The organism is Bradyrhizobium sp. Bra64, from assembly GCF_024519875.1.
Classification (GTDB): Bacteria; Pseudomonadota; Alphaproteobacteria; order Rhizobiales; family Xanthobacteraceae; genus Bradyrhizobium; species Bradyrhizobium japonicum_G.
The window spans coordinates 987372-1013416 of sequence record NZ_JALJRD010000002.1 but is presented as its reverse complement, the minus strand read 5'-3'; the positions used below and the strand labels follow the sequence as shown (position 1 = coordinate 1013416).

The 26045-nt window shown below is 64.4% G+C and carries 25 protein-coding genes; 14 read left to right on the top strand and 11 right to left on the bottom strand.

Annotated features, from left to right (window positions below; all coding sequences use genetic code 11):
- Nucleotides 1–71: 71 nt before the first annotated feature.
- Nucleotides 72–329, bottom strand: a complete 258-nt coding sequence (locus NR187_RS12205; RefSeq protein WP_256806544.1) for a hypothetical protein — start codon at nt 327–329, stop codon at nt 72–74.
- A 141-nt stretch (nt 330–470) separates the two neighbouring features.
- Between NR187_RS12205 and NR187_RS12200 the strand changes: the two genes are divergently transcribed.
- Complete coding sequence (locus tag NR187_RS12200) at nt 471–692, top strand: hypothetical protein (protein ID WP_211382468.1); 222 nt, start codon at nt 471–473, stop codon at nt 690–692.
- On the opposite strand, the gene NR187_RS12195 is transcribed toward NR187_RS12200, so the two are convergent.
- The 3 genes from NR187_RS12195 to NR187_RS12185 form a co-directional block, all read right to left on the bottom strand.
- Nucleotides 689–2179, bottom strand: coding sequence for an HWE histidine kinase domain-containing protein (locus NR187_RS12195; RefSeq protein ID WP_211382469.1), 1491 nt, complete (start codon nt 2177–2179; stop codon nt 689–691). The two genes, NR187_RS12200 and NR187_RS12195, sit on opposite strands and share 4 nt — an antisense overlap.
- 14 nt (nt 2180–2193) lie before the next feature.
- Complete coding sequence (locus NR187_RS12190; RefSeq protein ID WP_256806543.1) at nt 2194–8487, bottom strand: HAMP domain-containing protein; 6294 nt, start codon at nt 8485–8487, stop codon at nt 2194–2196.
- Nucleotides 8488–8891: 404 nt separating this feature from the next.
- Nucleotides 8892–9401 carry a hypothetical protein gene (locus tag NR187_RS12185; protein ID WP_211382471.1) on the bottom strand — a complete coding sequence of 170 codons (510 nt, stop codon included), beginning with the start codon at nt 9399–9401 and terminating at the stop codon, nt 8892–8894.
- A 96-nt stretch (nt 9402–9497) separates the two neighbouring features.
- On the opposite strand from NR187_RS12185, the gene NR187_RS12180 reads away from it, so the two are divergent.
- Nucleotides 9498–9692 carry a hypothetical protein gene (locus NR187_RS12180; RefSeq protein ID WP_249128924.1) on the top strand — a complete coding sequence of 65 codons (195 nt, stop codon included), beginning with the start codon at nt 9498–9500 and terminating at the stop codon, nt 9690–9692.
- Between the two features lie 320 nt (nt 9693–10012).
- Nucleotides 10013–10228, top strand: coding sequence for a hypothetical protein (locus NR187_RS12175; RefSeq protein WP_211382472.1), 216 nt, complete (start codon nt 10013–10015; stop codon nt 10226–10228).
- Nucleotides 10229–10395: 167 nt separating this feature from the next.
- Here the strand turns inward: NR187_RS12175 and NR187_RS12170 are convergent, their stop codons facing one another.
- Nucleotides 10396–10644: a hypothetical protein gene (locus NR187_RS12170; protein ID WP_211382473.1), complete on the bottom strand. Its 249-nt coding sequence runs from the start codon at nt 10642–10644 to the stop codon at nt 10396–10398.
- A 176-nt stretch (nt 10645–10820) separates the two neighbouring features.
- On the opposite strand from NR187_RS12170, the gene NR187_RS12165 reads away from it, so the two are divergent.
- Both NR187_RS12165 and NR187_RS12160 read left to right on the top strand, forming a co-directional pair.
- The gene (locus NR187_RS12165) at nt 10821–10988 is read left to right on the top strand and encodes a hypothetical protein (protein WP_211382474.1); all 168 of its coding nucleotides are present in this window, start codon (nt 10821–10823) and stop codon (nt 10986–10988) included.
- 348 nt (nt 10989–11336) lie between these two features.
- Nucleotides 11337–11711: a PRC-barrel domain-containing protein gene (locus NR187_RS12160; RefSeq protein WP_211382475.1), complete on the top strand. Its 375-nt coding sequence runs from the start codon at nt 11337–11339 to the stop codon at nt 11709–11711.
- Nucleotides 11712–12926: 1215 nt separating this feature from the next.
- Here NR187_RS12160 and NR187_RS12155 read toward each other — a convergent pair.
- Entirely contained in the window at nt 12927–13394 is a 468-nt protein-coding gene (locus NR187_RS12155) for a helix-turn-helix domain-containing protein (RefSeq protein ID WP_211382477.1), read from the bottom strand.
- Between the two features lie 163 nt (nt 13395–13557).
- On the opposite strand from NR187_RS12155, the gene NR187_RS12150 reads away from it, so the two are divergent.
- The 4 genes from NR187_RS12150 to NR187_RS12135 all read left to right on the top strand — a co-directional run bounded on the left by NR187_RS12150 (nt 13558) and on the right by NR187_RS12135 (nt 17646).
- Entirely contained in the window at nt 13558–14295 is a 738-nt protein-coding gene (locus NR187_RS12150; protein WP_211382478.1) for an SDR family oxidoreductase, read from the top strand.
- Between the two features lie 63 nt (nt 14296–14358).
- Nucleotides 14359–15360: a nitronate monooxygenase family protein gene (locus NR187_RS12145; protein WP_211382479.1), complete on the top strand. Its 1002-nt coding sequence runs from the start codon at nt 14359–14361 to the stop codon at nt 15358–15360.
- A 106-nt stretch (nt 15361–15466) separates the two neighbouring features.
- The gene (locus NR187_RS12140) at nt 15467–15886 is read left to right on the top strand and encodes a hypothetical protein (protein WP_211382480.1); all 420 of its coding nucleotides are present in this window, start codon (nt 15467–15469) and stop codon (nt 15884–15886) included.
- Nucleotides 15887–16071: 185 nt separating this feature from the next.
- On the top strand, nt 16072–17646 hold the full coding sequence (locus tag NR187_RS12135) for an alkaline phosphatase (RefSeq protein ID WP_211382481.1): 1575 nt from the start codon (nt 16072–16074) through the stop codon (nt 17644–17646).
- Here the strand turns inward: NR187_RS12135 and NR187_RS12130 are convergent.
- A complete protein-coding gene (locus tag NR187_RS12130; RefSeq protein WP_211382482.1) occupies nt 17643–17864 on the bottom strand; it encodes a hypothetical protein in 222 nt (73 codons plus the stop codon). The two genes, NR187_RS12135 and NR187_RS12130, sit on opposite strands and share 4 nt — an antisense overlap.
- A 245-nt stretch (nt 17865–18109) precedes the next feature.
- Between NR187_RS12130 and NR187_RS12125 the strand changes: the two genes are divergently transcribed.
- Nucleotides 18110–18928: an aldo/keto reductase gene (locus NR187_RS12125; RefSeq protein WP_256806538.1), complete on the top strand. Its 819-nt coding sequence runs from the start codon at nt 18110–18112 to the stop codon at nt 18926–18928.
- A gap of 70 nt (nt 18929–18998) precedes the next feature.
- Here NR187_RS12125 and NR187_RS12120 read toward each other — a convergent pair whose 3' ends face one another.
- On the bottom strand, nt 18999–19217 hold the full coding sequence (locus tag NR187_RS12120) for a hypothetical protein (protein WP_211382484.1): 219 nt from the start codon (nt 19215–19217) through the stop codon (nt 18999–19001).
- A gap of 95 nt (nt 19218–19312) precedes the next feature.
- Entirely contained in the window at nt 19313–19765 is a 453-nt protein-coding gene (locus NR187_RS12115) for a hypothetical protein (protein ID WP_211382485.1), read from the bottom strand.
- Between the two features lie 157 nt (nt 19766–19922).
- Between NR187_RS12115 and NR187_RS12110 the strand changes: the two genes are divergently transcribed.
- Together NR187_RS12110 and hpaD are read left to right on the top strand one after the other, a co-directional pair.
- Nucleotides 19923–20195 (top strand): helix-turn-helix domain-containing protein, encoded by a 273-nt coding sequence (locus NR187_RS12110; protein ID WP_211382486.1) that lies wholly within the window; start codon nt 19923–19925, stop codon nt 20193–20195.
- An 18-nt stretch (nt 20196–20213) separates the two neighbouring features.
- A complete protein-coding gene (gene hpaD / locus NR187_RS12105; protein WP_211382487.1) occupies nt 20214–21068 on the top strand; it encodes a 3,4-dihydroxyphenylacetate 2,3-dioxygenase in 855 nt (284 codons plus the stop codon).
- A 10-nt stretch (nt 21069–21078) separates the two neighbouring features.
- Here the strand turns inward: hpaD and NR187_RS12100 are convergent, their stop codons facing one another.
- Both NR187_RS12100 and NR187_RS12095 read right to left on the bottom strand, forming a co-directional pair.
- Complete coding sequence (locus NR187_RS12100; RefSeq protein WP_211382488.1) at nt 21079–22314, bottom strand: PLP-dependent aminotransferase family protein; 1236 nt, start codon at nt 22312–22314, stop codon at nt 21079–21081.
- A 79-nt stretch (nt 22315–22393) separates the two neighbouring features.
- Nucleotides 22394–22921: a DUF3124 domain-containing protein gene (locus NR187_RS12095; RefSeq protein ID WP_211383508.1), complete on the bottom strand. Its 528-nt coding sequence runs from the start codon at nt 22919–22921 to the stop codon at nt 22394–22396.
- A gap of 67 nt (nt 22922–22988) precedes the next feature.
- Here NR187_RS12095 and NR187_RS12090 point away from each other — a divergent pair, with 67 nt between their 5' ends.
- Nucleotides 22989–24719, top strand: a complete 1731-nt coding sequence (locus NR187_RS12090) for a cation:proton antiporter (RefSeq protein WP_211382489.1) — start codon at nt 22989–22991, stop codon at nt 24717–24719.
- A gap of 192 nt (nt 24720–24911) precedes the next feature.
- Complete coding sequence (ribB, locus tag NR187_RS12085; RefSeq protein ID WP_211382490.1) at nt 24912–25988, top strand: 3,4-dihydroxy-2-butanone-4-phosphate synthase; 1077 nt, start codon at nt 24912–24914, stop codon at nt 25986–25988.
- Nucleotides 25989–26045 lie beyond the last annotated feature (57 nt).

The following is a 26045-nucleotide window of genomic DNA, read 5'->3' as shown; positions in this document are numbered from 1 at the left end:
TGACGCAGGCAGCCAACCGCCATTCGGCGCGGGAGTTCCGGACAAAGAGAATTTCGCCCCTCACGCGTGCTTCAAGATTGCTTGTTCTCTACGAGGATGAATACGGCGCCGGTGAGCGTCGCGCCGATCGCGAACGTCGTCACCAGGGTGAGGGCGAACACTACGACGGCCTGGGTTCCGCCATGACTCAGCAGGTTGGCGACGGCCGGATTGGAGAGAATGAGCGCGAGGCCGAAAACAAGGCCGAGCGCTGCCCCCATCAGCGCATGTGTCATCAGCTTGATGAGCCCGGTGGGAGAGATCAGGTCCGACGACTTTTTCGCGCGCATGGGAACTGCATCCCGATCTGGCATACGAACGCAGACGATATCCGCTGGTTCCATCCGGATGGAGGAATTGTCATTGCCCGCTTCATCCGACGTTCATGCCGGGCCTGCGAGGATGAACGCCACAACACGGGAACATCCGATATGGGCAAGGTAGTCTTTCTTTACCGCTCGCTGGCCTATCGAAACGCCGCTGCGGACATCCTTCGCAAGGCACGCAAGCTGCCGCGCGGAGCCGAGCGCAGCGCGGCTCGCCGCTATGCACATGCGCTGCGCGATCTCGCCCGGACAGAAGCCTGGCTCGAAGGGCGCGTCGCGCGCGACCGGCGGACGGCGCAGCGCATGACGAGTGCGGCGTCCGGCTAACCGGATGCGCGCTGCAATTCGGCGGAGCCTGCGGCTTCGAATTTGCCGGGTGCGGTTGTCGCGGCAGTCTTGCGTGTCAACGGCACCTCCAGGCGGCACAACAGGCCTTCGGCGCGCCAATCGAATTGCGCCTGCCCGCCGAGCTGGGACTCGACGCTCGCAAGCAGGCTCCGCGTACCGAAGCCGCGGGATTTCGGAATCCCGACCAGCGGGCCGCCGGATTCCTCCCAGGTCAGCGTGAGCAGCTCGTCCTCGACCTGCCAGCCGATCCCGAGGCGTCCCGACCGCGTCGAGAGCGCGCCATACTTCGCCGAATTGGTGAAAAGCTCATGCAGCGCCAGCGCCAGCGTCTGCGCGGTCGCCGGCAGCAACTGAACTTCGGGACCTGCCAATTTGATCTGTCCGCCGAGGGAATAGGGCGCAAGCTCCTCGTCGATCAGCTTCGAGAGTTCGGCGCCCTGCCAGCTCGACAGCGACAGGATCGTATGCACGCGCGCCAGCGCATTGATGCGTCCCTCGACGGCGCTGACATAGGCCTTGACCTCGTCGGCGCGGGTGAGGCGCACGATCGATTGCGCGAGCGCCAGCGCATTCTTGGCCCGATGATCGACTTCGCGTGCCAGCAGGTTCTGCCGCTCCTCGGCGCGCTTGCGTTCGGTGATGTCGACCGTCACGCCGCTGACGCGCACGACCCTACCGCTGTCGTCGACCGTGGCGGCCGCCGTGCCGACACACCAGCGCACGTCGCCATCCGGCCGCACAATGCGGAACTCCGTTTCGTAGGCGCGCGTGCCCTTGTTGAATTCGGCGATCGCCTTGCGCAGCTGATCGACGTCGTCGGGATGCAGCAGTGCCTGAACGTTGGCCGGGTTGACCTCGAAGCTGTCGGGGCCGACACCAAAGATACGATATTGCCCCTCGTCCCACATCCAGTCGCCGGTGATCCAGTCCCAGTCCCAGGACCCCATCTTGCCTGCGGCGATCGCCATGCTGCGCCGCTCTTCGCTCTCGCGCAGCTTCGCGGTGGAATTCTCCAGCTCGGCGGTGCGCGCACGCACGCGGTCCTCGAGATCCTGGTTCAGCCGCTCGAGTTCGCGCGTCTTGCGATAGAGCTCGGCAAACACCTTGACCTTGGCGCGCAGCACCTCCGGCACGACAGGCACCGGCACGTAATCGACCGCGCCCATTTCATAGCCGCGCAACCGGTCGATGTCGCTGACCTGAATCGCCGAGATGAAGATCATCGCCGTCTTCTGGAAGCGCGGATGCTCGCGGATCATCGCGGCGAGCTCGAAGCCGTCGAGCTCGGGCATGCAGACGTCGACAAGAATCACCGCGATCTCGGTCTTGAGCAGTAACTCCAGCGCCTCGCGGCCCGACGAGGCGACCACGAGGTTCTCGCCGAGCTCCTTCAGGATCACCTCGTAGGCGAGCAGCTTGGCCGGCTGGTCGTCGACGAGGAGGATGTTGACCTTTTCGTGGTCCATTCGCAGATCCAAACTCAACGGTGCAGCCACATGCGGATCGCAAGCAGCAATTGATCGGTGTTGACGGGTTTGGCGAGGTAGTCGGACGCGCCGGCCTCCAGGCATTTCTCGCGGTCGCCCTTCATCGCCTTGGCGGTCAGCGCGATGATCGGAAGGCGGGCGAAGGCCGGATTTTCACGGATGACGCCGATGGTCTGGTAGCCATCCATCTGCGGCATCATGATGTCCATCAGCACGATGGCGATTTCCGGATTGGATTCGACCAGGGTCACCGCCTCGCTGCCGGTCGTGGCCGTCAGCACCTTCATGCCACGCCGTTCCAGCACGCTCGACAGCGCGAAGATGTTGCGGGCATCGTCGTCGACGAGCAGCGCGGTCCTGCCGATCAGGTCTTCGTCGGAACTGTTCAGCTTCTCCAGCATGCGCTGCTTCTCGACGGGAAGTTCCGTGATCACGCGGTGCAGGAACAACGCGGTCTCGTCGAGCAGGCGCTCCGGAGATTCCACACCCTTGACCACGATGCTGCGCGCCATGGTGTGGAGTTCCGCATCTTCCTCGGCCGACAGCTCGCGGCCGGTGAAGACCACGACCGGAACGTTCGACAGCGCGTCGTCGTTGCGAATCTGGTCCAGTACATCGAAGCCGCTCATGTCGGGCAGCCGCAGGTCGAGCACGACGCAATCACAAGGCGACTCGCGCAGCATCGAGAGTGCGTCGGCGCCGGTGCCGGTCGTCACGATCTCGATGTCGTCGTGATGCAGCAGTTCGCGGATCGAGAGCTGCTCGGCCTCGTTGTCCTCGACGATAAGCAGCCGCTTGCGCCGCGGTCGCGCATATTCCTTGATCTGCGTCAGCGCGGCCGAGACGCCCTCGGTCGTCGTCGGCTTGTTGACGAAGGAGAAGGCCCCGCGCGCCAGCGCATGCTGGCGGTCCTCGTCGAGCGTGATGATCTGCACGGGGATGTGGCGGGTCAGCGGATTGTGCTTGAGCTGGCTCAGCACGGTCCAGCCGAGCATGTCGGGCAGGAACACGTCGAGCGAGACCGCTCTCGGCTGATACTGCTTCGCAAGCTCCAGCGCCTCCGCGCCGCGGGCGGCGACCAGGACCTTGAAGCCCTTGTCGCGCGCGAGGTCGACCAGAACGCGCGCGTAATGCGGGTCGTCCTCGACGATCAGGAGGATGCTGTCGCCGGGTTCGAGGTTGAGCCGGTCGTCGGAAAGCTGCTCGATGACGCGTTGCTGTTCGGGCATGGTGGGCTGCAGCGCCGGCGGCTGGCTGTATTGAGACGAAGGTGCGGCGCGCGGCGCGAGCGTCGGGCCGGAGTATTTCAGCGGCAGATAGAGCGTGAAGCACGACCCCTTGCCCGGCGAGCTGCGCAGGTGGATTTCGCCGCCGAGCAGGCTTGCGAGCTCGCGGCTGATCGCAAGGCCGAGGCCGGTGCCGCCATATTTGCGGCTGGTGCCGGCATCCGCTTGCTGGAACGCCTCGAAGATCAGCTTCTGCTTCTCAAGGGGAATGCCGATGCCGGTGTCGGACACTTCGAACGCGATCACGGCCGGTGCCGAGTTCAGCACCGGGTGATCCGTCCCCCAGCCGCCGACCGCGCCGGCGACCGTCAGGCGCACTTCGCCTTCGGCGGTGAACTTGAAGGCGTTGGAGAGCAGGTTCTTCAAAACCTGCTGCAGGCGCTTGGAGTCGGTGACGATGCTGCGCGCGAGATTCGGATCGACGTCGATCTTGAACGACAAATTGCGGTTTTCCGCCTCGTGACGGAACGGTCGCCCGACGGTCTCGAGTAGGTTCGCGGTCAGGATTTCCTCGGCGTCGACCGTCACCGTGCCGGACTCGATCTTGGAGAGATCGAGAATGTCGCTGATGAGATTGAGCAGGTCGGTGCCGGCGCCGTGGATGGTGCGGGCGAATTCGACCTGCTTGCTAGTGAGGTTGCCGTCCGGATTGTCGGTGAGCTGCTGTCCCAGGATCAGGATCGAGTTCAGCGGCGTGCGCAGCTCGTGGCTCATATTGGCGAGGAATTCGGACTTGTACTTCGAGGTAAGCGCAAGCTCGGTCGCCTTTTCCTCCAGCGCGCGGCGGGCCTGCTCGATCTCCTGGTTCTTGCGCTCGACCTCGACGTTGCGCTCGGCGAGCTGCTGCGCCTTTTGTTCGAGCTGGTCGTTGGTCTGCTGCAATTCGCGCTGCTGGGTCTGGAGCTCGCCGGCGAGCTGCTGCGACTGCTTGAGCAGGCCTTCGGTCTGCATCGTCGCCTCGATCGAGTTGAGCACGATGCCGATCGAGTCCGTGAGCTGCTCCAGGAATGTCATCTGCGAGGTCGTGAACGAGGTCAGCGAGGCGAGCTCGATCACCGCCTTGACCTGGCCCTCGAACAGCACCGGCAGTACGACCAGGTTCTTCGGTGCGACGCGGAACAGTGCCGAATTGATCGGCACCACGTCGGCCGGAATGTCGGCGATGACGCGCGGCCGTCGGTCGAGGGCGCATTGGCCGATCAAGCCGTCGCCGAGCGGCAGCACGCGCTGATACGGATAGACGCCGTCGCCGGCGTAGGAGGCGAGCAGCAGAAGCTGCGGACTGTCCTCGCTCTCGACCTGGTAGATCACGCCGGTATGCGCGTTCACCAGCGGCGACAGCTCGGTGAGCAGCAGCCGGCCGACGGTGGCGAGGTCGCGCTGGCCCTGGAGCATGTTGGTGAATTTGGCGAGGTTGGTCTTCAGCCAGTCCTGCTCGGTGTTCACGTCCGTCGTCAGACGGAGGTTCGTGATCATCGTGTTGATGTTGTCCTTCAACTCCGCGACTTCGCCGCGGGCATCGACCTGGATCGACCGTGTCAGGTCGCCCTTGGTCACGGCGGTCGCGACTTCCGCGATCGCGCGCACCTGCGAGGTGAGGTTGGCCGCCAGCAGGTTGACGTTGCCGGTGAGGTCCTTCCAGGTGCCGGCTGCGCCGGGCACGTTGGCCTGGCCGCCGAGCCGACCCTCGACGCCGACCTCGCGCGCCACCGACGTCACCTGGTCGGCGAAGATCGCCAGCGTCTCTGTCATGTTGTTGATGGTGTCGGCGAGCGCCGCAACCTCGCCCTTCGATTTCACGGTGAGGTTCTGCTTGAGGTCGCCGTTGGCGACCGCGGTCACGACCTTGACGATGCCGCGGACCTGCTCGGTCAGGTTCGCCGCCATGAAATTCACGGTGTCGGTGAGGTCCTTCCAGGTACCGGCGACGCCCGGCACCGCGGCCTGACCGCCGAGCTTGCCCTCGGTGCCGACCTCGCGCGCGACGCGCGTGACTTCGCCGGCGAAGGCGTTGAGCTGGTCCACCATGGTGTTGATGGTATTCTTCAGCTCGAGGATTTCACCCTTCACGTCGACGGTGATCTTGCGGGACAAGTCACCGCGCGCCACAGCGGTGGTCACTTCGGCGATGTTGCGGACCTGCGTGGTGAGGTTCGCCGCGAGCAGGTTGACGTTGTCGGTGAGGTCCTTCCAGGTGCCGCCGACGCCGGGCACGACCGCCTGACCGCCGAGCCGTCCCTCGGTGCCGACCTCGCGCGCCACGCGCGTCACTTCGGCGGCGAAGGAGCGGAGCTGCTCGACCATCGTGTTAAGCGTGTCCTTCAACAGAAGGATTTCGCCGCGCACGTCCACGGTGATCTTCTTCGACAGGTCGCCGCCGGCGATCGCGGTCGCGACCTCGGCGATGTTGCGGACCTGTGCCGTCAGGTTCGAGGCCATGAAGTTGACGTTGTCGGTCAGGTCCTTCCAGGTGCCGGCAACGCCGGGCACCTCGGCCTGACCGCCGAGCTTGCCCTCGGTGCCGACCTCGCGCGCGACGCGCGTCACTTCGCCGGCAAAGCCGTTGAGCTGGTCCACCATGGTGTTGATGGTGTTCTTCAGCTCGAGGATCTCGCCCTTCACGTCCACGGTGATCTTGCGCGACAAGTCCCCGCGTGCCACGGCGGTGGTCACTTCGGCGATGTTGCGGACCTGGGCGGTCAGGTTGCCCGCCATCGAGTTGACGCTGTCGGTGAGGTCTTTCCAGGTGCCTGCGACGCCGGGCACGTTGGCCTGACCGCCGAGGCGGCCTTCGGTGCCGACCTCGCGCGCGACGCGCGTCACCTCGCCGGCGAAGCGGTTGAGCTGGTCGACCATCGTGTTCAGCGTGTCCTTGAGCTGAAGGATCTCGCCGCGGACGTCCACCGTGATCTTGCGCGACAGGTCGCCGCCGGCGATGGCGGTAGCGACCTCGGCGATGTTGCGGACCTGGGCGGTGAGGTTGCCCGCCATCGAGTTGACGTTGTCGGTGAGGTCTTTCCAGGTGCCGGCGACGCCGGTCACCTGCGCCTGACCGCCAAGCTTGCCCTCGGTGCCGACCTCGCGTGCGACGCGCGTGACTTCGCCGGCGAAGGCGTTGAGCTGGTCCACCATGGTGTTGAGCGTTTCCTTCAACTGAAGGATTTCGCCCGACACGTTCACGGTGATCTTCTTCGACAAATCGCCCTTGGCCACCGCGGTCGCCACTTCGGCGATGTTGCGGACCTGGCCAGTTAGGTTCGAGGCCATCGAGTTGACGCTGTCGGTGAGGTCCTTCCAGGTGCCGGCGACGCCGCGCACCTGGGCCTGGCCGCCGAGCTTGCCTTCGGTGCCGACCTCGCGCGCGACGCGCGTGACTTCGCCCGCGAAGGCGTTGAGCTGGTCCACCATCGTGTTGATGGTGTCCTTCAGCTCCAGGATTTCGCCGCGAACGTCCACGGTGATTTTCTTGGAGAGGTCGCCGCCCGCGACCGCGGTCGTCACCTCGGCGATGTTACGGACCTGTGCCGTCAGGTTCGAGGCCATCGAGTTGACGCTCTCGGTGAGGTCCTTCCAGGTGCCGGCGACGCCGAGCACGTTGGCCTGGCCACCGAGCCGTCCCTCGGTGCCGACCTCGCGTGCGACGCGCGTGACTTCGCCGGCGAAGGCGTTGAGCTGGTCCACCATCGTATTCAGCGTTTCCTTCAGCTGAAGGATTTCGCCGGACACGTTCACCGTGATCTTCTTGGAGAGGTCGCCGCCGGCGATGGCGGTGGCGACATCGGCGATGTTGCGGACCTGTGCCGTCAGATTCGACGCCATGAAGTTGACGTTGTCGGTGAGGTCCTTCCAGGTACCGGCGACGCCCGGCACCTGGGCCTGGCCGCCGAGCTTGCCTTCGGTGCCGACCTCGCGCGCGACGCGCGTCACTTCCGAGGCGAAGGAGTTGAGCTGGTCCACCATCGTGTTGATGGTGTCCTTCAGCTCCAGAATCTCGCCGCGCACGTCCACGGTGATTTTGCGCGAGAGGTCGCCGCGCGCCACGGCGGTGGTGACGTTGGCGATGTTGCGGACCTGCGCGGTGAGGTTGCCGCACATCGCGTTGACGGAGTCGGTCAGGTCCTTCCAGGTGCCGGCGACGCCGGGCACGATCGCCTGGCCGCCGAGCTTTCCGTCGGTGCCGACCTCGCGCGCCACGCGCGTCACTTCCGAGGCGAAGGAGCGGAGCTGGTCCACCATCGTGTTGATGGCTTCCTTGAGCTGAAGGATCTCGCCGCGGACGTCGACCGTGATCTTCTTGGAGAGGTCGCCATTGGCGACCGCGATCGTCACCTCGGCGATGTTGCGAACCTGGTTGGTCAGGTTGTTCGCCATCGAGTTGACGCTCTCGGTCAGATCCTTCCAGACGCCGGTCACTTCCGGCACCTGGGCCTGGCCGCCGAGCTTGCCTTCGGTGCCGACCTCGCGCGCGACGCGCGTCACCTCGGAGGTGAACACGCCGAGCTGCTTGATCATGGTGTTGACGATGTTCGCCGACTGCAAAAACTCGCCGCGTAGCGGGCGGCCGTCGACGTCGAGCTTTACGGTCTCGAGCAGGTCGCCCTGCGCCACGGCTGCGACCGCGCGCGTCACCTCGCGCGTCGGCCACAACAAATCGTCGATCAGCGTGTTGACGGAGCCTTCCATGTCGGCCCAGGAGCCGCTGGCGAGGCCGAACTTCACACGCTGGCGCGTCTTGCCTTCGCGGCCCACCACCTGGCCGACAAGCTCGAGTTGCTGAGCCATGCGCTGGTTGGCGGCGATGATTTCGTTGAAAGTGTCGGCGAGCTTGCCGTCGATGCCGAGATAGTCGCCGCTCATGCGCACGGAAAAATCGCCGCTGCGCATGGCCTGCAGGGCGAGCAGCAATTCCGCCCGGGAATCCGGCTCCGACATGCTGTTGGTTTTTGGCTTTGGGACGCGACGACCGGAGCGTGATCCAGTTCCGGGATCGAGGTCGCTCATACTGATTCCCCCGCAGGCGTCGGCCGAATCCAAGGCAAGACGCGATTATCAAAATAGAGCGTCAGCCAAATTCGAAATCAAGCACCAACGTGGCGGCGCCGGGAATTGGAACCTGCTTTGCTCAGCCCAACGGAGATAATCCCCATGGGACGGAATGGTTCCATCGCGGCCTCCAGGATTTTCGGGCCGGAGGTGCTTGTCCCCTGTGCCTGTTTGGGGCTCGGGGCCATCGGCTTTCCGGAACGGAGAGTCGGCCCTGCCGTTAGGCCGCCAACACAGGGAGAGCGTCCATGAGAGCAGGATTAATTGTCGTCGGGGATGCAGGCCGGGACAGGATGCCGGAAAGCGATCGCACCGTTTGGCCGGAGAGCCAGCAACATCATCCGGGTAACAAATGATAAAGGTTACTTGTCCGCCATGGTGCGTTCGGCGTCCTTGACCTGTGAGCGCAACAGCGGGAGCTGCTCGCGCGCGAACGCTGCAAGGGCGGCGTTGTCGGGGGCCTTGAGGTAACGTTCGAGCAGGTCGATGACCGATTCGTATTCGGGAATCTGCGCGGCATAGAAGCTTCTTACGTAACTTGGTCCGTCCGAGGTTTCGGGCTGGACCAGGGCGCTTGCGCGGGCTGTCTTGGCGACGCGCGGTTCGGTGCCGATCGCTTCCTGAATCTGTTTCAGTACCTTGTCGCGCCAGTCTGCTTCTTCGGCGCGCAGGGCGGCGAGGTTGTTGACCTCCGCATTGCCCTTGAGGTCGGTGCTTTCCAGCAGGCCCTGCTGGAAGCGGCTGAACGCGTAGAGGCCGCTGACGACCTCGGTCGCGGTCGGCGGGGGATCGCCAAGGCGCCGCTCCCCGGTGCTGTCGGCGAGCGCCGCAGTGCTGACGAACGTCAGGACTATCGCGACAAGAATCTTCATGGGCATTCAACGGCGGACGGTGGGGCGAAGTTCCGCCCGTGTTACGATCCCGTAAGGGCGCTTGCGACGCGAAGGTTCCGTCCCCAATTTGAGTTCATGAAACAGTCTGATATCTTCAGGGACAACGCCGACAACTGCCTTCAGCTCGCAGAGCGGGCCGAAGGACAACCGGCGCACAAACGCTTTTCACGGATGGCGGACGCGTGGACGGCACTCGCGCACGAGCAGGAATGGCTCGACGGCGAGGTCCCGCCCGTCGTGGTCCGCATCCCTCGACAGCGGGACGCGTGACGCTCTCGTTTTCGTGAATCTGCGTGTGAGACTGCTCACGGAGTGCAAGCGACCAATTTGGGATCATTCGGGAACAGTCGATCGCGCTGATTTTCGATTCCAGAAGGAGGTTTTTGCAATGGCTCCACGTCTGGCTCTTCTCTCACTCATTCTCGCCTTTGGCGTCTCAGTCGCGTTCGCGACGGTGACGACCGTGCGGCAGGTGCATCATGAAAATGCATCGCCTGCCTTCCACGCGGCGCATATCTAGCGTCTTTCCGGAACATTCGACGCGGCCGGGCGCAAGCGCTTCGATGGATCAAGAGAGGCGAACGAACATCATGGCGAATTCGCATCAAGGCATCGTCAAGGACCAGCGCGGCGAGGAGCAGCCGCGTGACAAGCAGCGGGCACAGACCGTCCACAAGACGGATCCGCAAGCAAGCCGCAAAGGCTCGCCCTCGCGAGAGGCGACGCGCGATCCGAAGCTGAATGACGAGAGCAAGACGCCGGGCTCAGGGGCGATGCCGGACGGTTCAAACGACGCGACGGGCTAGTTCCCACGAGGAACGGATCCGCTCGCAAAAAATCGACGGATTGTTTCCGGTAGTCATGCCCCCGGTGCGCCGGAAGCAATCTCCAAGGACGGCCCTGGAACCCTCGGTGCCGGGGCGGGTCGTTTGCTTGTGCGGGTCGTTTGCTTGTGGATGTCTCGTAAGACAGGTCAATCCTCTGCGTCGCGGTCGCCACCGATCGGCGCGTGCCCGTCCGGGCCGCGCGCGAAGACGCCGTAATTGCTCGACTTGACGCCGCTGCCCGCATCGTCTCCCACAGCGGCTAGGCCGAGCCTGAGCAGCTCGCGAACGGCTGCCGCCCGCGTCGGCATGCGATGCTTGAACCGGAAATCGTCGAGAGCAGACAGTTCTTCCGGCGAGAGCATCACCTGAAGCCGCTCGGCGCGGAGGTCATTCATTGGAAATCACTCCAAATGAGCTGTTTGAGTAGTTTACTCAACAATCCAATTTGGCAAGAGTTCCGCAAGCTGAGCCACAGGCGTCAAATGAGTAAAAAAATAAAATGAAATCAATAAGTTAAGTTGTTTTATCGGGTCCCGGAAAGGCGTATCCTTGGCCAAAAGGGAGAGACGTCATGACGGAAGAAGTCAGATTGCCCCGCAAGCTTTCCGAAGAGACCGAAGCAGCCAAACCGGTGCGCCCGAGCCACCAAAAGGTCATCGACCAGGCGGAGCGCTGGGCCAACAGTCCGGGCCTTCAACCGCCGAAGTCGCAGCCTTCGCCCAGCGCGAAAGCGGTCTAAGGTTTCAAGAAGGGAGAGCCCTTTAACGAGGGCGAACAGGCCGATCGGTGCGCGGTCCGTAGGAGGCGATGCGAAGCCTGCGCCTGAGCAACCAGGCCGATACGGAAATGACGGCCCAAACCGTCGATGCCGCGATGAAGGCGAGTGCGACGCTGGCCCCGACAGCGACATGAAACACACCTCCGAAACCGGCGCGCAGACCGAAGGCGACCACAAGCCAGGCGCCGAAGGCGAGGATCGTGGCGGAGCGCGCCGAGACGAAGCCTCATCAGCACGTGACGCGGAGCACACCGGAACGATCGCTCGTCTATCCGGGTTGCCTCCACACTGGCTGAGTGGAGAATTGAAATGCTGAATCAAGTCGAACTGGACCAAAGCGAGATGGGCAAGTTGATCGGCAGCGACAAGGTCGAGGGAACATCGGTCTATGGCGCCGATCGCAACAAGATCGGCTCGATCGAACGCGTGATGATCGACAAGGTCAGCGGCAGGGTGTCCTACGCCGTGCTCGGCTTCGGCGGCTTTTTGGGCCTCGGCAACGACCACTATCCGCTGCCCTGGCAGTCGCTGAAGTACGATACGGAGCTTGGCGGTTATGTTACCGGCATCACCACCAAGGAACTGGAAGGCGCGCCGAAATACCGCGAACGGAATGATTGGAACTGGAGCGATGACGCCGCGGTCCGCGGCATCAACTCCTACTACGGCGTCCCATTCGCGTAGGTCAGACCGACTGGGGTTCGCACGGACAGACGGACAAGCCCTGGAAGGGATCTCCGGAGAAGGAGCAGGGATCGGACGAGGTGAAGCCCGACCTCGAGAAATGGCACGTGACGAAGACGCACTGACACACCGGTGCGTCTCGTTCCGATACCCCCGCTGGCGCGCAGCCCCTGCAATGTTGAAGCTGTCATTGGACAGTTCCACTCGGCGACGCTTCTGGCAAGGCTCGTAAAGCTCGAACTGGGAGAGCGTAGCCACTAGCGCGAGCGTTCCAGCGCCACGACGATCAGGGCCCGGATGCCGTTCTGATCGGCCGCGCCGTTGATCCAGGTCAACGTGCGCCGACCGAGACAGGCATGTCTGGTCGTGGGGCTAAACCATGGAGAGCACGCATGATCAGGTTGTTTGCCGCCGCTGCGTTTGCCGTAGCCATTGCAACGTCGGCGCAGGCGATGTCGCCCGCGCCGCTTCATCAGCCGGACGGCATGGCCACACGGGTCGCCTTCCTTTGCGGGCCGGGTCGGACGTTGGTCGGCGGCGTCTGCATCTCCAGAGTCGCCAAACGGCAAATCCGCAGATGTGCGGTGTGGGGCGCGGGCCATGTCTGCCGTCAGTGGCACTGATGCCGGACGAAAGTGACGGACAATGAGAGCTCGCCGCTGTTGTCAGTGCAGGGAGCGGCGAGCCTCACGCGGACCTTAATAACAGGGTGGATACGGATAGTAACCACAGGCCCTGCGGTAGCGATAAGCGCCATAGGCCGCGGCGCCTCCCACCGCGGCCGCACCGTAATAGGCGCGCCGGTGCACTCTGCGGTTGACGCCTGCCACGCTCATCGGTGTAAGCGGTCGCCCAACTCTCGCCTCGGCGCGATCAAGCGATACGGATGGCCCGTTCGCCGGCGAGTAATCCGGCGACAGCGGAACTGCGGTCAAGAGCCCAGCCATCACGATCAGTCCAAGAAGCTTGGCGGTTCTTGTCATGTGTTCTCTCCCTGAGATGCGATCATCAGAGGGAACGTGTCATGGCGTTCGGGCTCACCCTTGACCAATATCAATGGAACCCAACTCCAATGCGCCGCAGAAAATCGAGCTGGTCGCGAGCCGTATCGTGCATCTTCGCGCAGTCGTGGGCACGATAGCGTGCACAATGACGTGGCTGTCGAGTTCGCCAGCGCGGGCTGAGCGGCGATCGCCGTAGCGACCTCGCGTCCGTTCACCCCGCCACCGCCTCCTTACGCCCCGGTCCCGGATGCACATGCACCTGCTTCGCATGCAGCACCTCGCCGCATTCCGAGCACACCATCACCGGGTCGAACTGCTTGCCGCAGGTCTTGTGCTCGTGCAGCAGCGGGCGGCCGCGTTCGTCGCCCATGTGGGCGTCGCCCCAATGCACCATCGCCATGATGATCGGGTAGAGGTCGAGGCCCTTCTGGGTGAGGATATATTCATAGCGTTTGGGCGCCTCTGAATAGGGGACGCGGCGCAGGATGCCGAAGCGGACCAGCTTCTTCAGCCGCTCCGAGAGCAGGTGCCGCGTGATCTGAAGCGAGGATTGAAAACCCTCGAAGCGCCGCACCCGCAAAAAGCATTCGCGCAGGATCAGCAGCGTCCAGCGGTCACCGACCACCGCGACGGTGCGGGAGAGCGAGCAGGGCTCTTCGTCCAGCGTGTCCCATTTCATGATGCCGTCTCCCGGCCGAGCCTAGTAAGTCAGAAAAAGGAACTGACTTGAATGATCAGCGCTATTTGCAAAGAAGCCTAACAGTCCGTCGCGAAGTTTGACAGTTCTATTTTAGAACTATAGCCTTCGGCCCAATTACACGCTCTCACCGGAGGAGGCGACTTTGCCCAAGCGAAACGCGACAGCTGCCGTGATCGGGGCCGGCGATTTCATCGGCTCGGAGATTGCCAAGAAGTTTGCCGCCGAAGGTTTCGCGGTCTTCGCCGGCCGCCGCAACGGCGACAAGCTCGCGCCGCTGGTGCGGGACATCGAGGCCGCGGGCGGCGAGATCCATGCGCGTTCGCTCGATGCGCGGAAAGAGGAGGAGGTCATCTCCTTCCTCAACGACGCCGACAAGCACGCGCCGCTGGACGTCTGCATCTTCAACGTCGGCGCCAACGTCAATTTTCCGATCCTCGACACCAGCGAGCGCGTGTTCCGCAAGGTCTGGGAGATGGCCTGCTATTCCGGCTTCCTCGCGGGGCGCGAAGCGGCGCGGCTGATGCTGGCGCGCGGCGGCGGCAAGATCTTCTTCACCGGTGCGACCGCGTCCCTGCGCGGCGGCAGCGGCTTTGCCGCCTTCGCCAGTGCCAAGTTCGGCCTGCGCGCGGTGGCGCAGGCGATGGCGCGCGAGCTTGGGCCGAAGAACATCCACGTCGCCCATCTCATCATCGATTCCGGCGTCGACACCGAATGGGTGCGGCAGCGCCGGCTCGAAGCCCTCGGGCCCAATGCGCTCGACAATCCCGACCTCCTGATGCCGCCATCGGCTGTGGCCGATTCCTATTGGCAGCTCTATCAGCAGCCCAAGAGTGCCTGGACCTTCGAGATGGAGATCAGGCCGTTCGGAGAGAAATGGTGACCGCCGCGCAAAAGTCCGGCTAGACTGATCCAAACACAAATCGAAACTTCGGGAGGCCCAAACGTGAAGACCGCGATCACCGAACTGTTCGGCATCGAGCACCCCATCATCCAGGGCGGCATGCATTTCGTCGGTTTTGCCGAACTGGCTGCCGCCGTCTCCAATGCCGGCGGGCTCGGCATCATCACCGGTCTCACGCAGAAGACGCCGGAATTGCTCGCCAAGGAGATCGCGCGCTGCCGCGGCATGACCGACAAGCCGTTCGGCGTGAACCTCACCTTCCTGCCGACCTTCGCGGCGCCGCCCTATCCGGAATACATCGCGGCCATCGTCGAGGGCGGCATCAAGGCGGTGGAGACCGCGGGTCGCAGCCCGGAAGCCTACATGCCGGCGCTGAAGGCCGCTGGCATCAAGGTCATCCACAAATGCACGTCGGTCCGGCATTCACTGAAAGCCGAACGCATCGGCTGCGACGCCGTCAGCGTCGATGGCTTCGAGTGCGGCGGTCATCCCGGTGAGGACGACATCCCCAACATGATCCTGCTGCCCCGTGCGGCGGAGGAGCTGAAGATTCCGTTCGTCGCCTCCGGCGGCATGGCGGACGGCCGCAGCCTCGTTGCGGCGCTCTCGCTGGGCGCGGCCGGCATGAACATGGGCACGCGCTTCATCGCCACCAAGGAAGCGCCGGTGCATCAGAACGTGAAGAACGCGCTGGTCGCGGCCACCGAGCTCGACACCCGCCTGATCATGCGGAGCTTGCGCAACACCGAGCGCGTGCTCAAGAACGCCAACGTCGATCGCCTGCTCGAGATCGAGCGCGAGAAGGGCGACAAGCTCAAGATCGACGACATCCACGACCAGGTCGCGGGCGTCTATCCCAGGATCATGCTGGAGGGCCAGATGGATGCGGGCGCCTGGAGCTGCGGAATGGTGGCCGGCCTCATCCACGACATCCCCTCATGCAAGGAACTGGTGGATCGCATCATGGGCGAAGCGGAAACCATCATCCGGAGCCGCCTGATGGGGTTCCTGGACGGGACGGGTGCAGCGCGAAAGGTCGCCTGACACCGCAAACTTCTTAACCACGGCGGCATTTGGCCGCTGGAATTGCGCGCGACGCCTCCTAGATAGAAGTAAATTACCCCTTAACAATCAATTTCAGGAGGCGTCCGTGGTCCTGAAGAGCGTATCTTTTGTCGTTGCCCTCGGCGTCGTGCTCGCATGGGGCGGCCTCGCGCGCGCTGATGATTACAAGCCCGGTGAATATCTCGGCCTTGACCTGTCCAAGGCAGTCCTGTCGCCGAAGCGGCTCGGGCCCGAGACGCAATTCGCTCCTGTTGCGCTGGAGGCGCGCGGCGGCAACGAAGCGCAGGCGCGGGCCGAACCGGTAGATGTGCCGAAGAAGGTCGCGGCTGAACGTGTGCATGTGTCCGAGCCGAAGGTCGCGCACGCCAGGCCCGCGCAGCCGCGCGGCGCCGCTCGCACCAGACTCGCGCATCGTCACGGCAATCCTCTGGATGCGCAGGCGATGGACACCCGAATCCAGACCTGGCCGTGCCGCAGCGGCGGCATCTGCAACTGGAAGCATTAGCTGGCGAGACAGCCGGACCCAACGCTCTCCCCGTAAGAACGGGGCGAACGAGTGCACCGTCGCGCAGGTGTAGCCCGATCCGTCATCTGTCCGTCGCAAAACGGTAGGCATGGAGTCAAGAAACCGTAAGCCGGGAGTCAAACGGCGCAGGCACCTTCCGTCGCGATTCGACGAAGGTTCCCTGAATGGCAACGCTCCGCGCCGCGCGCGCCTGGACCCGGCGGCAGTTCCTGGTCCGCTCCACCTCAAGCCTCGCCGTCGCCTCGCTCGGCACACTCGCCAAGCCGCACCTCGGCCGCGCCGCGGATCGTCCGCAGATCGCAGGCGGCATCCAGTCCGGCGATATCTCGGACGGCTCGGCTGTGATCTGGGCGCGCGCTGACCGGCCTGCGCGCATGCAGGTGGAGTGCTCGACCGTCGAGAGCTTCAAGACCGTCATCGCGTCAGCTTCGCGCGATGCGTTGCCGGACGCCGACTTCACGTCAAAAGTCCTTCTGAACGATCTGCCACCGGGGCAAGACATCTTCTATCGAGTCCGCTTCGACGACATCGCGACCGGCGTTGCCGGCGAAACCCGCGTCGGCCATTTCCGCACCGCGCCGTCTGCCGGCCGGTCGATCTCGTTCCTGTGGTCGGGTGATGTCGCGGGGCAGGGCTGGGGCATCGACATCTCGCGCGGCGGCTATCGCAGCTATCGCACGATGCTCGACAACCGCCCGGACTTCTTCATCCACTCCGGCGACCACATCTACGCCGACTGCACGATTCCCTCCCAGCAGAAGCTGCCGAACGGAGAGACCTGGCGCAATCTGGTGACCGAGGAGAAATCCGAGGTCGCGCACACGCTGGCGCAGTTCCGCGGCAACTACAAATACAACCACCTCGACGAGCATTTCCGCGCTTTCCACGCCGAGGTGCCGATGTTCGCGCAGTGGGACGACCACGAGGTCACCAACGACTGGTCGCCGACCGGCAGCTATGACGACGCCGGCCACGAGGACGACGGCACGCCGCGTTTGGTCGCGCGCGCCCGCCGCGCCTTCTTCGACTTCATGCCGATCCGCGACATCGGCGCGCGGAAGGGGCGGGTCTATCGCAAGATCGCCTATGGTCCGCGGCTCGATGTCTTCATGATCGACATGCGCAGCTATCGCGACGACAGCTGGAACAAGGGCGATGACCATCGCGGCTGGATCCTGGGCGCCGAGCAGCTCGCCTGGCTGAAGCGCGAGCTCGCCGCCTCGCGCGCTACCTGGAAGGTGATCGCCGCCGACCTGCCGATCGGCCTCGTCAGCCCGGATGCGGTTGCGCTCGGCGACGGGCCGCCCGACCGGCGCGAGCACGAAATCGCCGATCTGCTGGCCTCGATCAAGCGCACCGGTGTTCGCAACATCGTCTGGCTCACCGCCGACATGCACTACACCGCTGCGCATTATTACGATCCAAACAAGGCGCAGTTCAGGGATTTCGAGCCGTTCTGGGAATTCGTCTCCGGTCCCCTGCATGCCGGCACCTGGGGGCCGGGCGAACTGGACGACACGTTTGGTCCGGTCGCGATGTACCAGAACGGATGCAGCGAAGCGCAGGGCGAGAATCTGGCGCCCTGCTTCGGCTTGCAGTTCTTCGGCCGCGTCGATATCGACGGCCGCAACGGCGTGATGACCGTGACGCTGAAAGACGTCGACGACCGCGACCTCTGGTCGGTCGACATCGAGCCGCAGCCGCAGGCACGCCCGGCCGTGGTGGCGCAGCATTCCTAAGGCATGCGCAGGCCGATGCCGCCGCGCACGGGCCGGGTCACGGGCTGCGGGGCTTCTGCGCGCGCATTCATCCAGGCCGGCAGCTGCGGGGCCGTGGATTGCCGGACGAAAAACTCGCCCTGCTTGGGTGAGCCCATATAGGCGAAGCCGTCGGCATAGGTCGGCGTGGCACCGGCAAGGGCGGCCGCCAGGATGGCCATCGTCAGAATCGTCTGCATGATCGTCTCCGTGTCGCGTGCGGCCGGAATGACCGCCATGGTCTGATGCTGACAGGAGAGGGGCATAAGCTGAAATGCCGTTTGGCTGTCGCGGCGATGCCCGCCGGCTATTTTGCTAACCCGATCTTGATTGGTCCAGGGGTGCCATCCGCGCTAAAGTGCCCGCTCCCGCCGCCTCTTTTCCATCACCGAAGAGTCCGTTCCCGCGGACCCACCGCGCGCTGAAATACGTCAGGAGTTAACTCATGGGCAATCTGAAGACACAGGGCATCAGCATGCCCAAGCTCGGCCTCGGCACATTCCGCATGCAGGGCGATGCCTGCCGCGACGCGGTCGAGAGCGCGCTGTCGATCGGGTATCGCCACATCGACACGGCCGAGATGTACGGCAACGAGGAACCGATCGGCGCGGCTCTCGCCGCGGCGCGGCTGCCGCGCAGCGAGCTGCATGTCACGACGAAGGTCTGGCACGAGAATCTGGCGCCGGACGCGATCCGACGGGCCTTCGACGCCAGCCTGAACAAGCTGCGACTCGACCATGTCGATCTCTATCTCGTGCATTGGCCGTCGAAAGCCGCGAACTGGGGCGCGGTTTTCGACACCTTGATGAAGCTGAAGGAGGAGGGGCGCACGCGGGCGATCGGCGTTGCCAATTTCACCACGGCGCTGCTCAAGATCGCGGTCGAGGACATCAAGGCGCCGATCGCCTGCAACCAGATCGAATATCACGCCATGCTCGATCAATCGAAGGTGCTGGCCTATCTCCATGCCAGGTCGATTCCGCTGGTCGCCTATTGCCCGCTGGCACAGGGACGCATCGCCTCGGATCCGGTGCTGGCGGAGATCGGCACCAGGCACAATGCGACGGCTGCGCAGGTTGCGCTGAAATGGCTGCTCGATCAGGACGGCGTCGCGGCGATCCCGAAGGCCGCGCGCCGCGAGAGCCAGCAGGCCAATCTCGACGCAATGAAGATCACGCTCGACGATGCCGACCGCAAGAAGATCGCTGCGTTGCCCAAGGACAGTCGCTGCGTCAATCCCGGCTTTGCGCCGGCGTGGGATTAGCTTTGCCAGCACAGTTTTGAGACGCAAAGAAATGGCCCCGCGAGGGGCCATTTCCATGATGCGTTAGGCATTAATCCCAGTGGTGACGGTGACCACGCTTGACCACCACGACCCGGTCGCGATGGTGCCAGCCGCGATGCCAGCCATGGTCGCGATGCTCGCGCATTTCGGCGCGGGCGCCGTAGCCGTGATGGCCGCTCTTGATCACCACCGTTTCGGCATTCGCCATCGTCGGTGCAACGATCGCGAGCGCGCCGAGAGCCGCAACCACAAAACCAAGCTTCTTCATGATGTCCTCCTCCAATTCAATGCCAATGAGAACTGCGCATGCGCGCGAACGTTCCGGAGGAACGGGAAGAGAATTCTGAACACTTGTTCAGGTAGTTAATCGCAGCGTTGCTGCGCGGGTGTCGGCGCGCCGGTGGCGACGTATTTGCCGTCCCTGATCGTGTACTGGCCGCGCTCGCTGCGATTGTAGATCGCACGCAGCCTTCCTTGCTTTGACACCAGCAGGCCGAACTCTCGCGTCTGCTGGAGCGAGGGGAAGTACACCATCAGATTGAGCAGGCCCTCGGCGTTGACCGTTGCGGACACCACTTCGTTCTCGTCCCTGGCCTCGCCGAAATCACGCCGGTACATCACCCGGCCGTCCTTCCGGATCTCGTAGGTCAAGAGGGCGCCCTTGTCGCGGTCGGGCCGAGCTGCGCAGTCGACCGCCCATGAGCCGAGCAGGCCCCATTGCTCGACCGTTGCCGCAAGCGACCCGGCGCCGGCTGCGGCGGTGAACGCGACCCACAGCACCGCTGCCGCGATCAAGCGGCTCAAACCACGCGTCATGTCCTGAAGATCCCCGCCTCGAAGAATTCCAAAGTGTAGCAGCCTGCTCGCAGCCGTCCATGGCAGCAGCCGATCGCGCGCGAATTTGATCCGCGTCAATGAGGCGGCCTGATTGCCCTGTAGGATGGTGCTTCCGGTAGGCGAATTGGATAGATCGATGCTGAATCAAGTCGTGGATTTTGCGGGCGAAGTGCTGCCGGGGAGCCGTGCCGCGCCGCCTTACTCCGAGACCGCGTTTCTGGCCGAGCTGGGCGACCGCCTGAGGTCCTCGCGCATGCGCTGCGACCTGTCGCGCCGCGAACTCGCCCGCCGCTCCGGGATTTCCGAGCGCTACATCGCCCAGATCGAGGCCGGTAAGGGCAACGTCTCGATCGTGCTGCTGCTGCGGCTGGCCTCCGCGATCCACGGCAGCCAGCCCCAGGCGGCCTGACGCTTTGAGGTGACCGCGATGGGGCAGCTCGTACTGGCAGCGAAGGTCACCCATGTTCCATCCTTGATGTTGTCGGAGCAGCCAGGAAGCTCCTTGCGCGCCGCGCGCGAAGCGGCCGTCCAATCCCTGCGCGAGCTTGGACGGCGGGCGAAACAGCGTGGCGTCACCAGCTTCGTGGTGTTTGACACCCATTGGCTCTCCAATTTCGGCTATCACATCAACGCCAATGCCCGGCATCGCGGCTCGTTCACCAGCCACGAGGCGCCGCAGATGATTCAGGATCTGCGCTACGACCTGCCGGGCGACACGCGGCTCGCCGAGGCAATCGCCAGCGGGGCCGGCGATGCAGGCCTCAATGTCATCGCGCACCAGGTGGCGAGCCTCGGGCTCGAGTACGGCACCATCGTGCCGATGCACTACATGAACCCGGATGGCTTCGCGAAGGTGATCTCGGTCGCCTCGCCGCTGTTCACGTCCTTCGAGGAAAGCCGTACCCTCGGCGAAGCGACGCGCCGTGCGATCGAGAAATCCGGCGAGCAGGTCGCGATCGTTGCCAGCGGCTCGCTCTCGCATCGGCTCTGGCCCAACAAGAAGCTGGGCCCTGAGGCGTGGACGAGTGTTGCCAGCGAGTTCAACCGCCAGGTCGATCTCCGCGTGCTCGAGCTTTGGCAAAGCCGCCGCTACCGCGAATTCCTCGACATGCTCCCGGACTATGCCACCAAGTGCAATGGCGAAGGCGGCATGGCTGACACCATCATGCTATTCGCCGCGCTTGGCTGGTACGAGTACCATGGCAGAGCCGAGCAGCTCTGCGAGTACTTTCCGTCATCCGGCAGCGGCCAGGTGAACGTGGAGTTTCACGTCGAGGCGTGAGGCATAGCCTTCACGCTCGCGCCTTCTCGACATTGGCGCTGCGGGCTGGCACGCCGAACTCCCGGCGGCAGACCTCGGCCAGCACGGCGACGCCGTCGCGGATCTGCTGATGCGAGGGGCTTGCAAAGCACAGCCTGAGGCGCGAGCTGGAATGGCTCTTGTCGGTCGACCATTCCGGCCCCGGGTTGATCGAGACGCCGGCCGCGAGTGCAGCCTGGTACAGCTTCAGCGTGTCGACCTGATCGGGCAGCTTCACCCACAGGAAGATGCCGCCCTTGGGCTCCTCGAACTCGGCCGCGGTGCCGAATTGCTCGTTGAGGGCTTCCATCAGCGTATCGAGCTTGGTGCGCAGCGCCTTGGTCAGCGCCGGCACGTGGCTTGCGAAGTGCGGCTTGCAATAGGCGGCGAGCACCATCTGCTCCAGCGCGCCGGAGCCGGCGTCCGTCTTCAGTGCCAGCATCCGCGACATCACATCCCAGGGCGCGACGATGAAGCCGACACGCAGCGCCGGCGCGATCGATTTCGAGAACGAGCCGATATGGATCACGCCGCCGTTCGGGCTCATCGCGTAAATTGCCGGCGGCCGCTGGCCGGACCAGACGAGGTCGGCATAGCAATCGTCCTCGAAAACAGGCACGCCATATTCGGCGGCCAGCCGCACCAGTTCGGCGCGGCGGCTCTCCGGCATGATGCTGCCGGTCGGGTTCTGCACGGTCGGAATGGTGTAGATGTATTTCGGCCGGATGCCGCGGCTCTTCAGGTCGGCCAGCGTCGAGGCCAGCGCGTCCATGCGCATGCCGTCCTCGTCGAGCGGGATGCCCACCACGTTGACCCCGAGCCGTGCCAGGCGGGTCAAGGAGCCCTGATAGCTCTCCTGCTCGAAGATCACGGTGTCGCCGCGGCTCAGCAGCGTCGAGTTGACGAGGTCAAGCGCCTGCAGCGAGCCGGAGACGATCAGCAGATCGTCCACGGTGCAGTTGATGCCGGCATCGCGCTTGAGTTTTGTCACCAGGAATTCGCGCAATGGCAGGTAACCTTGCGGACCATGTGCCAACCCGTAAGTGGCAAGCGATCGGCCCTCACGTTGCAAGGCCGTGCTGGCGGCCTCGATCAGCTCATCCAGTGGCAGCTGCCCGGAATCGTTGTTGCCGCCGACAAAACTGTATTTGGCAAGGCCCGTCCAGCGCGCGGAAGGGGCCGGTAGCCCTGCGGGAAACAGGGGCGCGAAATCGAAGCTGGACGTCATGGGGGCGTTCCTCTTTTCTGTTTCTTGTTGAGCGGCCGGCGTTGCGCCGGTCAGCCTTGCTTCTGTCGTGCCGGCCGCCTCACTTCTTGCCGGCCGTCCGGGTCGGACGGCCTTGGCTGATGAAAGCGTAATGTGCATTGGCGACGCCGCCAACCATCAAGGCCTCGACAACAGGCTCGGCGATCTCGCCCGCGGCGGCCCAGTCGACGAGGAAATTGGCTCCGGTCCCGCCGCGAACGTCGTCGGTCGGAATGAAGATCGAGACGGTGGCCAGAGGCTTCAGCGCCACCTGACCCTTCAGGTAGGTCTCCACCTGCTTGCCTGCCGTGTCGAAATAGGCGATGCGTTTGACCACCAGCGGCTGGGTCTCGGAGGCGTTGTGCACGCTCAAGGTCACCGAGAAGTCGACACGCAGCTTGCCCTGGCTCATCGCGACGCTGGAATAGGCCGGCACGTAGAACCCGCCGGAGACCGTGAGTTCCTCCTTCGGCAGTGCGGTGAGCGAATCGGCAAAGTTTTGTTCGATATTGACCTTGGACTGCGCGGCCGCAGGCAAGACGGATGCGAGCGTGCCTATCAACACGGCGGCAGCGAACGCCAAACGCATGTGACGAATTGCTCGCTTGCCGCGCCGCACTCGATCACTAGGGTGCGGCAAAACGGACCGATCTGGCATGCACGAGCTCATTCGCGACATCACTCTCTGTATTCTGTTTGCCTGGATGCTGGGCTTGCTCGCCCATTTCTCCCGGCAGCCGCTGATCCTGGCCTATCTTATCGCCGGCTTCTGCATTGGTCCATTCGGCGCCGGCTGGGTCAAGTCGCAGGAATCGATCAGCGTCATCTCCGAGCTCGGCCTGATCTTCATGCTGTTCATGATCGGCCTGGAGATCGACCTGAAGAAGATCGTGCGGGCCGGAAAGGTGATCCTGTTCGCGGCGGGCGGCCAGCTCCTCGGCGGCTGCCTGCTCGGGGTGCTGTTCTTCGCCGGCATCGGTCTGTCGCTCGGCGGGGGGCAGTTCGACGCGGTCTATCTCTGCGTCGCCTGCGCGCTGTCGAGCACGGTCATCATCGTCAAGGTGCTGTACGAGAAGCGCGAGCTCGATACGCTGCCCGGCCGTATCACGCTCGGCGTACTGGTGCTCCAGGACATCTTCGCCATTCTCTTCCTGGCGGTGCAGCCGAGCCTTGCCAATCTCGAGATCAGCGTCATCCTGCTCTCGATCGCCCGGGTCGCGGTGCTGGTGGCCGCCGCGCTGTTGGTCAGCCGCTACGTGCTGCCGCGCCTGTTTCACCAGATCGCCCGCCGCCCCGAACTGATCCTGCTCGGCGCGCTCGCCTGGTGCTTCCTGGTCGCCGAGACGGCCGAGCGGCTGTCGCTGTCGCGCGAGATGGGCGCCCTGATCGCCGGCGTCTCGCTCTCGACCTTTCCCTATGCGCTCGACGTCACCGCCAAGGTCACGACGCTGCGCGACTTCTTCATCACGCTGTTCTTCGTCGCGCTCGGCATGACCATTCCCGTGCCAGGCCTCTCCGTGATCGGACTTGCCTTGATGATCGCGGCGTTCACGGTGCTGAGCCGCCTCGTCACCACCTTCGCCCCGCTCTATCTGATGAAGCAGGGCCTGCGCGCCAGCCTGTTGCCGGCCCTGAACCTCGCGCAGATATCCGAGTTCTCGCTGGTGGTGATCCAGACCGGCGTTGCCGACAACCACATCGCAGCCGAGACGGCGAATGCGGCCTCCTTCGCCTTCGTGGTGCTGGCCGTGCTCTCGACCTTCGTGATGACCCGCAGTGACGAGATCACCCGCTGGGCGATCGGCCCCTTGAAGCGCATCGGTCTGAAGGACCTCGACGACGGCCACGCGCACGGTGAGGACGGCCACGAGGGCGGCCACGGCGAGGCCCGCCGGATCGTCATCCTCGGCTTTTTCCGTGCGGCGAGCGCGCTGCTGGCCGAGATCGAACGGCAAGCACCGGTGCTGCTCGAGCAGATCACCGTGATCGACTTCAATCCCAATGTGTTCCAGACGCTGCTTTCGCGCGGCCTGCACGTGATCTATGGCGACATCAGCAGCGCCGACACGCTGCTCCATGCCGGCGTCGGCAAGTCCGAGATGATCATCCTCAGCGTGCCGGATGCGCTTCTGAAGGGCGCCAGCAACGAGAAGCTGGTCCGCCACGTCCGCACCCTCAACCCGACCGCCATGATCGTTGCCACCGCCGATCTCTTGTCGGATGTGGACGAACTCTACGCGGCCGGCGCCAGCTATGTCACCGTGACCCGGCTCAGCGACGCCCATGAGTTGTTCACGGTGATCGAGGCGGCCCAGGCCGGCCTGCTGGCCGACAAGCGCGCCGAGCTCGATCAGCGGCTCGGCGAGCGGCGCGAAGTGCTGCCCTGACGGTGTCCGGCGGCCTTCCTCCCGGGCTATTTGCTCCCAAATCCCTGGTATCTTCGGTGCAAGCCTTCAGCGGTGCACGCCTGAAACCTTCTGACCGGGCCGCCATCGGGCATATGCGGTTGCGTCCAGGACACTAGCGCCCCGGCCCAAGTCCGGCTAAGCCTCCGGGCCATAACCGATAGAGATTGGGAAATGCCCGATAGCGTTCAGGAAGTCTTGCAGGCCTTTGCCCGGGGTGAGCTCGTGGTCGTCACTGACGACGAGGACCGCGAGGGCGAGGGCGATCTGATCGTCGCCGCGTCGCTCTGCACCGCCGAGAAGATGGCGTTCATCATCCGCCACACCTCCGGCATCGTCTGCGCCCCTGTGACCACCGAGGACGCGCGCCGGCTGCGGCTCGATCCGATGGTCGCCCACAACGATTCCGCGCACACCACCGCGTTCACGGTCTCGATCGACTACAAGCCCGACGGCGGCACCGGTATCTCCGCCGAGGAGCGCGCCTCGTGCTGCCGCGCGCTGTCCAATCCCAATGCCGGCGCCAACGACTTCGCCCGTCCCGGCCACATCTTCCCGTTGATCGCCAAGGACGGTGGCGTGCTCCTGCGCTCCGGCCATACCGAGGCCGCGGTCGACCTGTGCAAGCTCTCCGGCCTGCCGCCGGTCGGCGTCATCAGCGAACTGATGAACGACGACGGCAGCGTGATGAAGGGCGAGCAGGTCGCCCGCTTCGCCGCCCAGCACAAGCTCAAGCACGTCACCATCGCCGACATGATCGCCTACCGCCAGGCGCGCGAGAAGCTGATCGAGCGGGTGGCGACCTTCGTCACCGAGAGCCCGATCGGCCCGCTGCAGGGCTATGCCTACCGTTCGCCGTTCGATTCCATCGCCCACGTCGCCTTCGTCTATAACGGCGTCGGAGACGGCAAGAACGTGCTGACGCGCTTCCACAAGCCCAACATCGTCAAGGACACGTTTACCGGCCACAAGCGCATGGCGGCGGTGCTCGAGCAATTCAAGAAATCCGGCCGTGGCGTGCTGGTTTACCTGCGCGACGGCGCAGCCGGCGTCCCCGTGGCGCCGCTGCCCGATGAGAGCGCGACCGAGGCCGACCGCAACCGCCAGTGGCGCGAGGTCGGTGTGGGCGCGCAGATCCTGCGCGATCTCGGCGTCACCTCGATCCGGCATCTCACCTCATCGGTGCACGACTACAAGGGCCTGTCGGGCTTCGGCATCGAGATCGTCGCCAACGAGCAGCTCGAAAGCTAGCGCTGTCATGCTCCGGCGCGACCTGCGTCCCCGGGATTCACGCAGACCCATCCATCT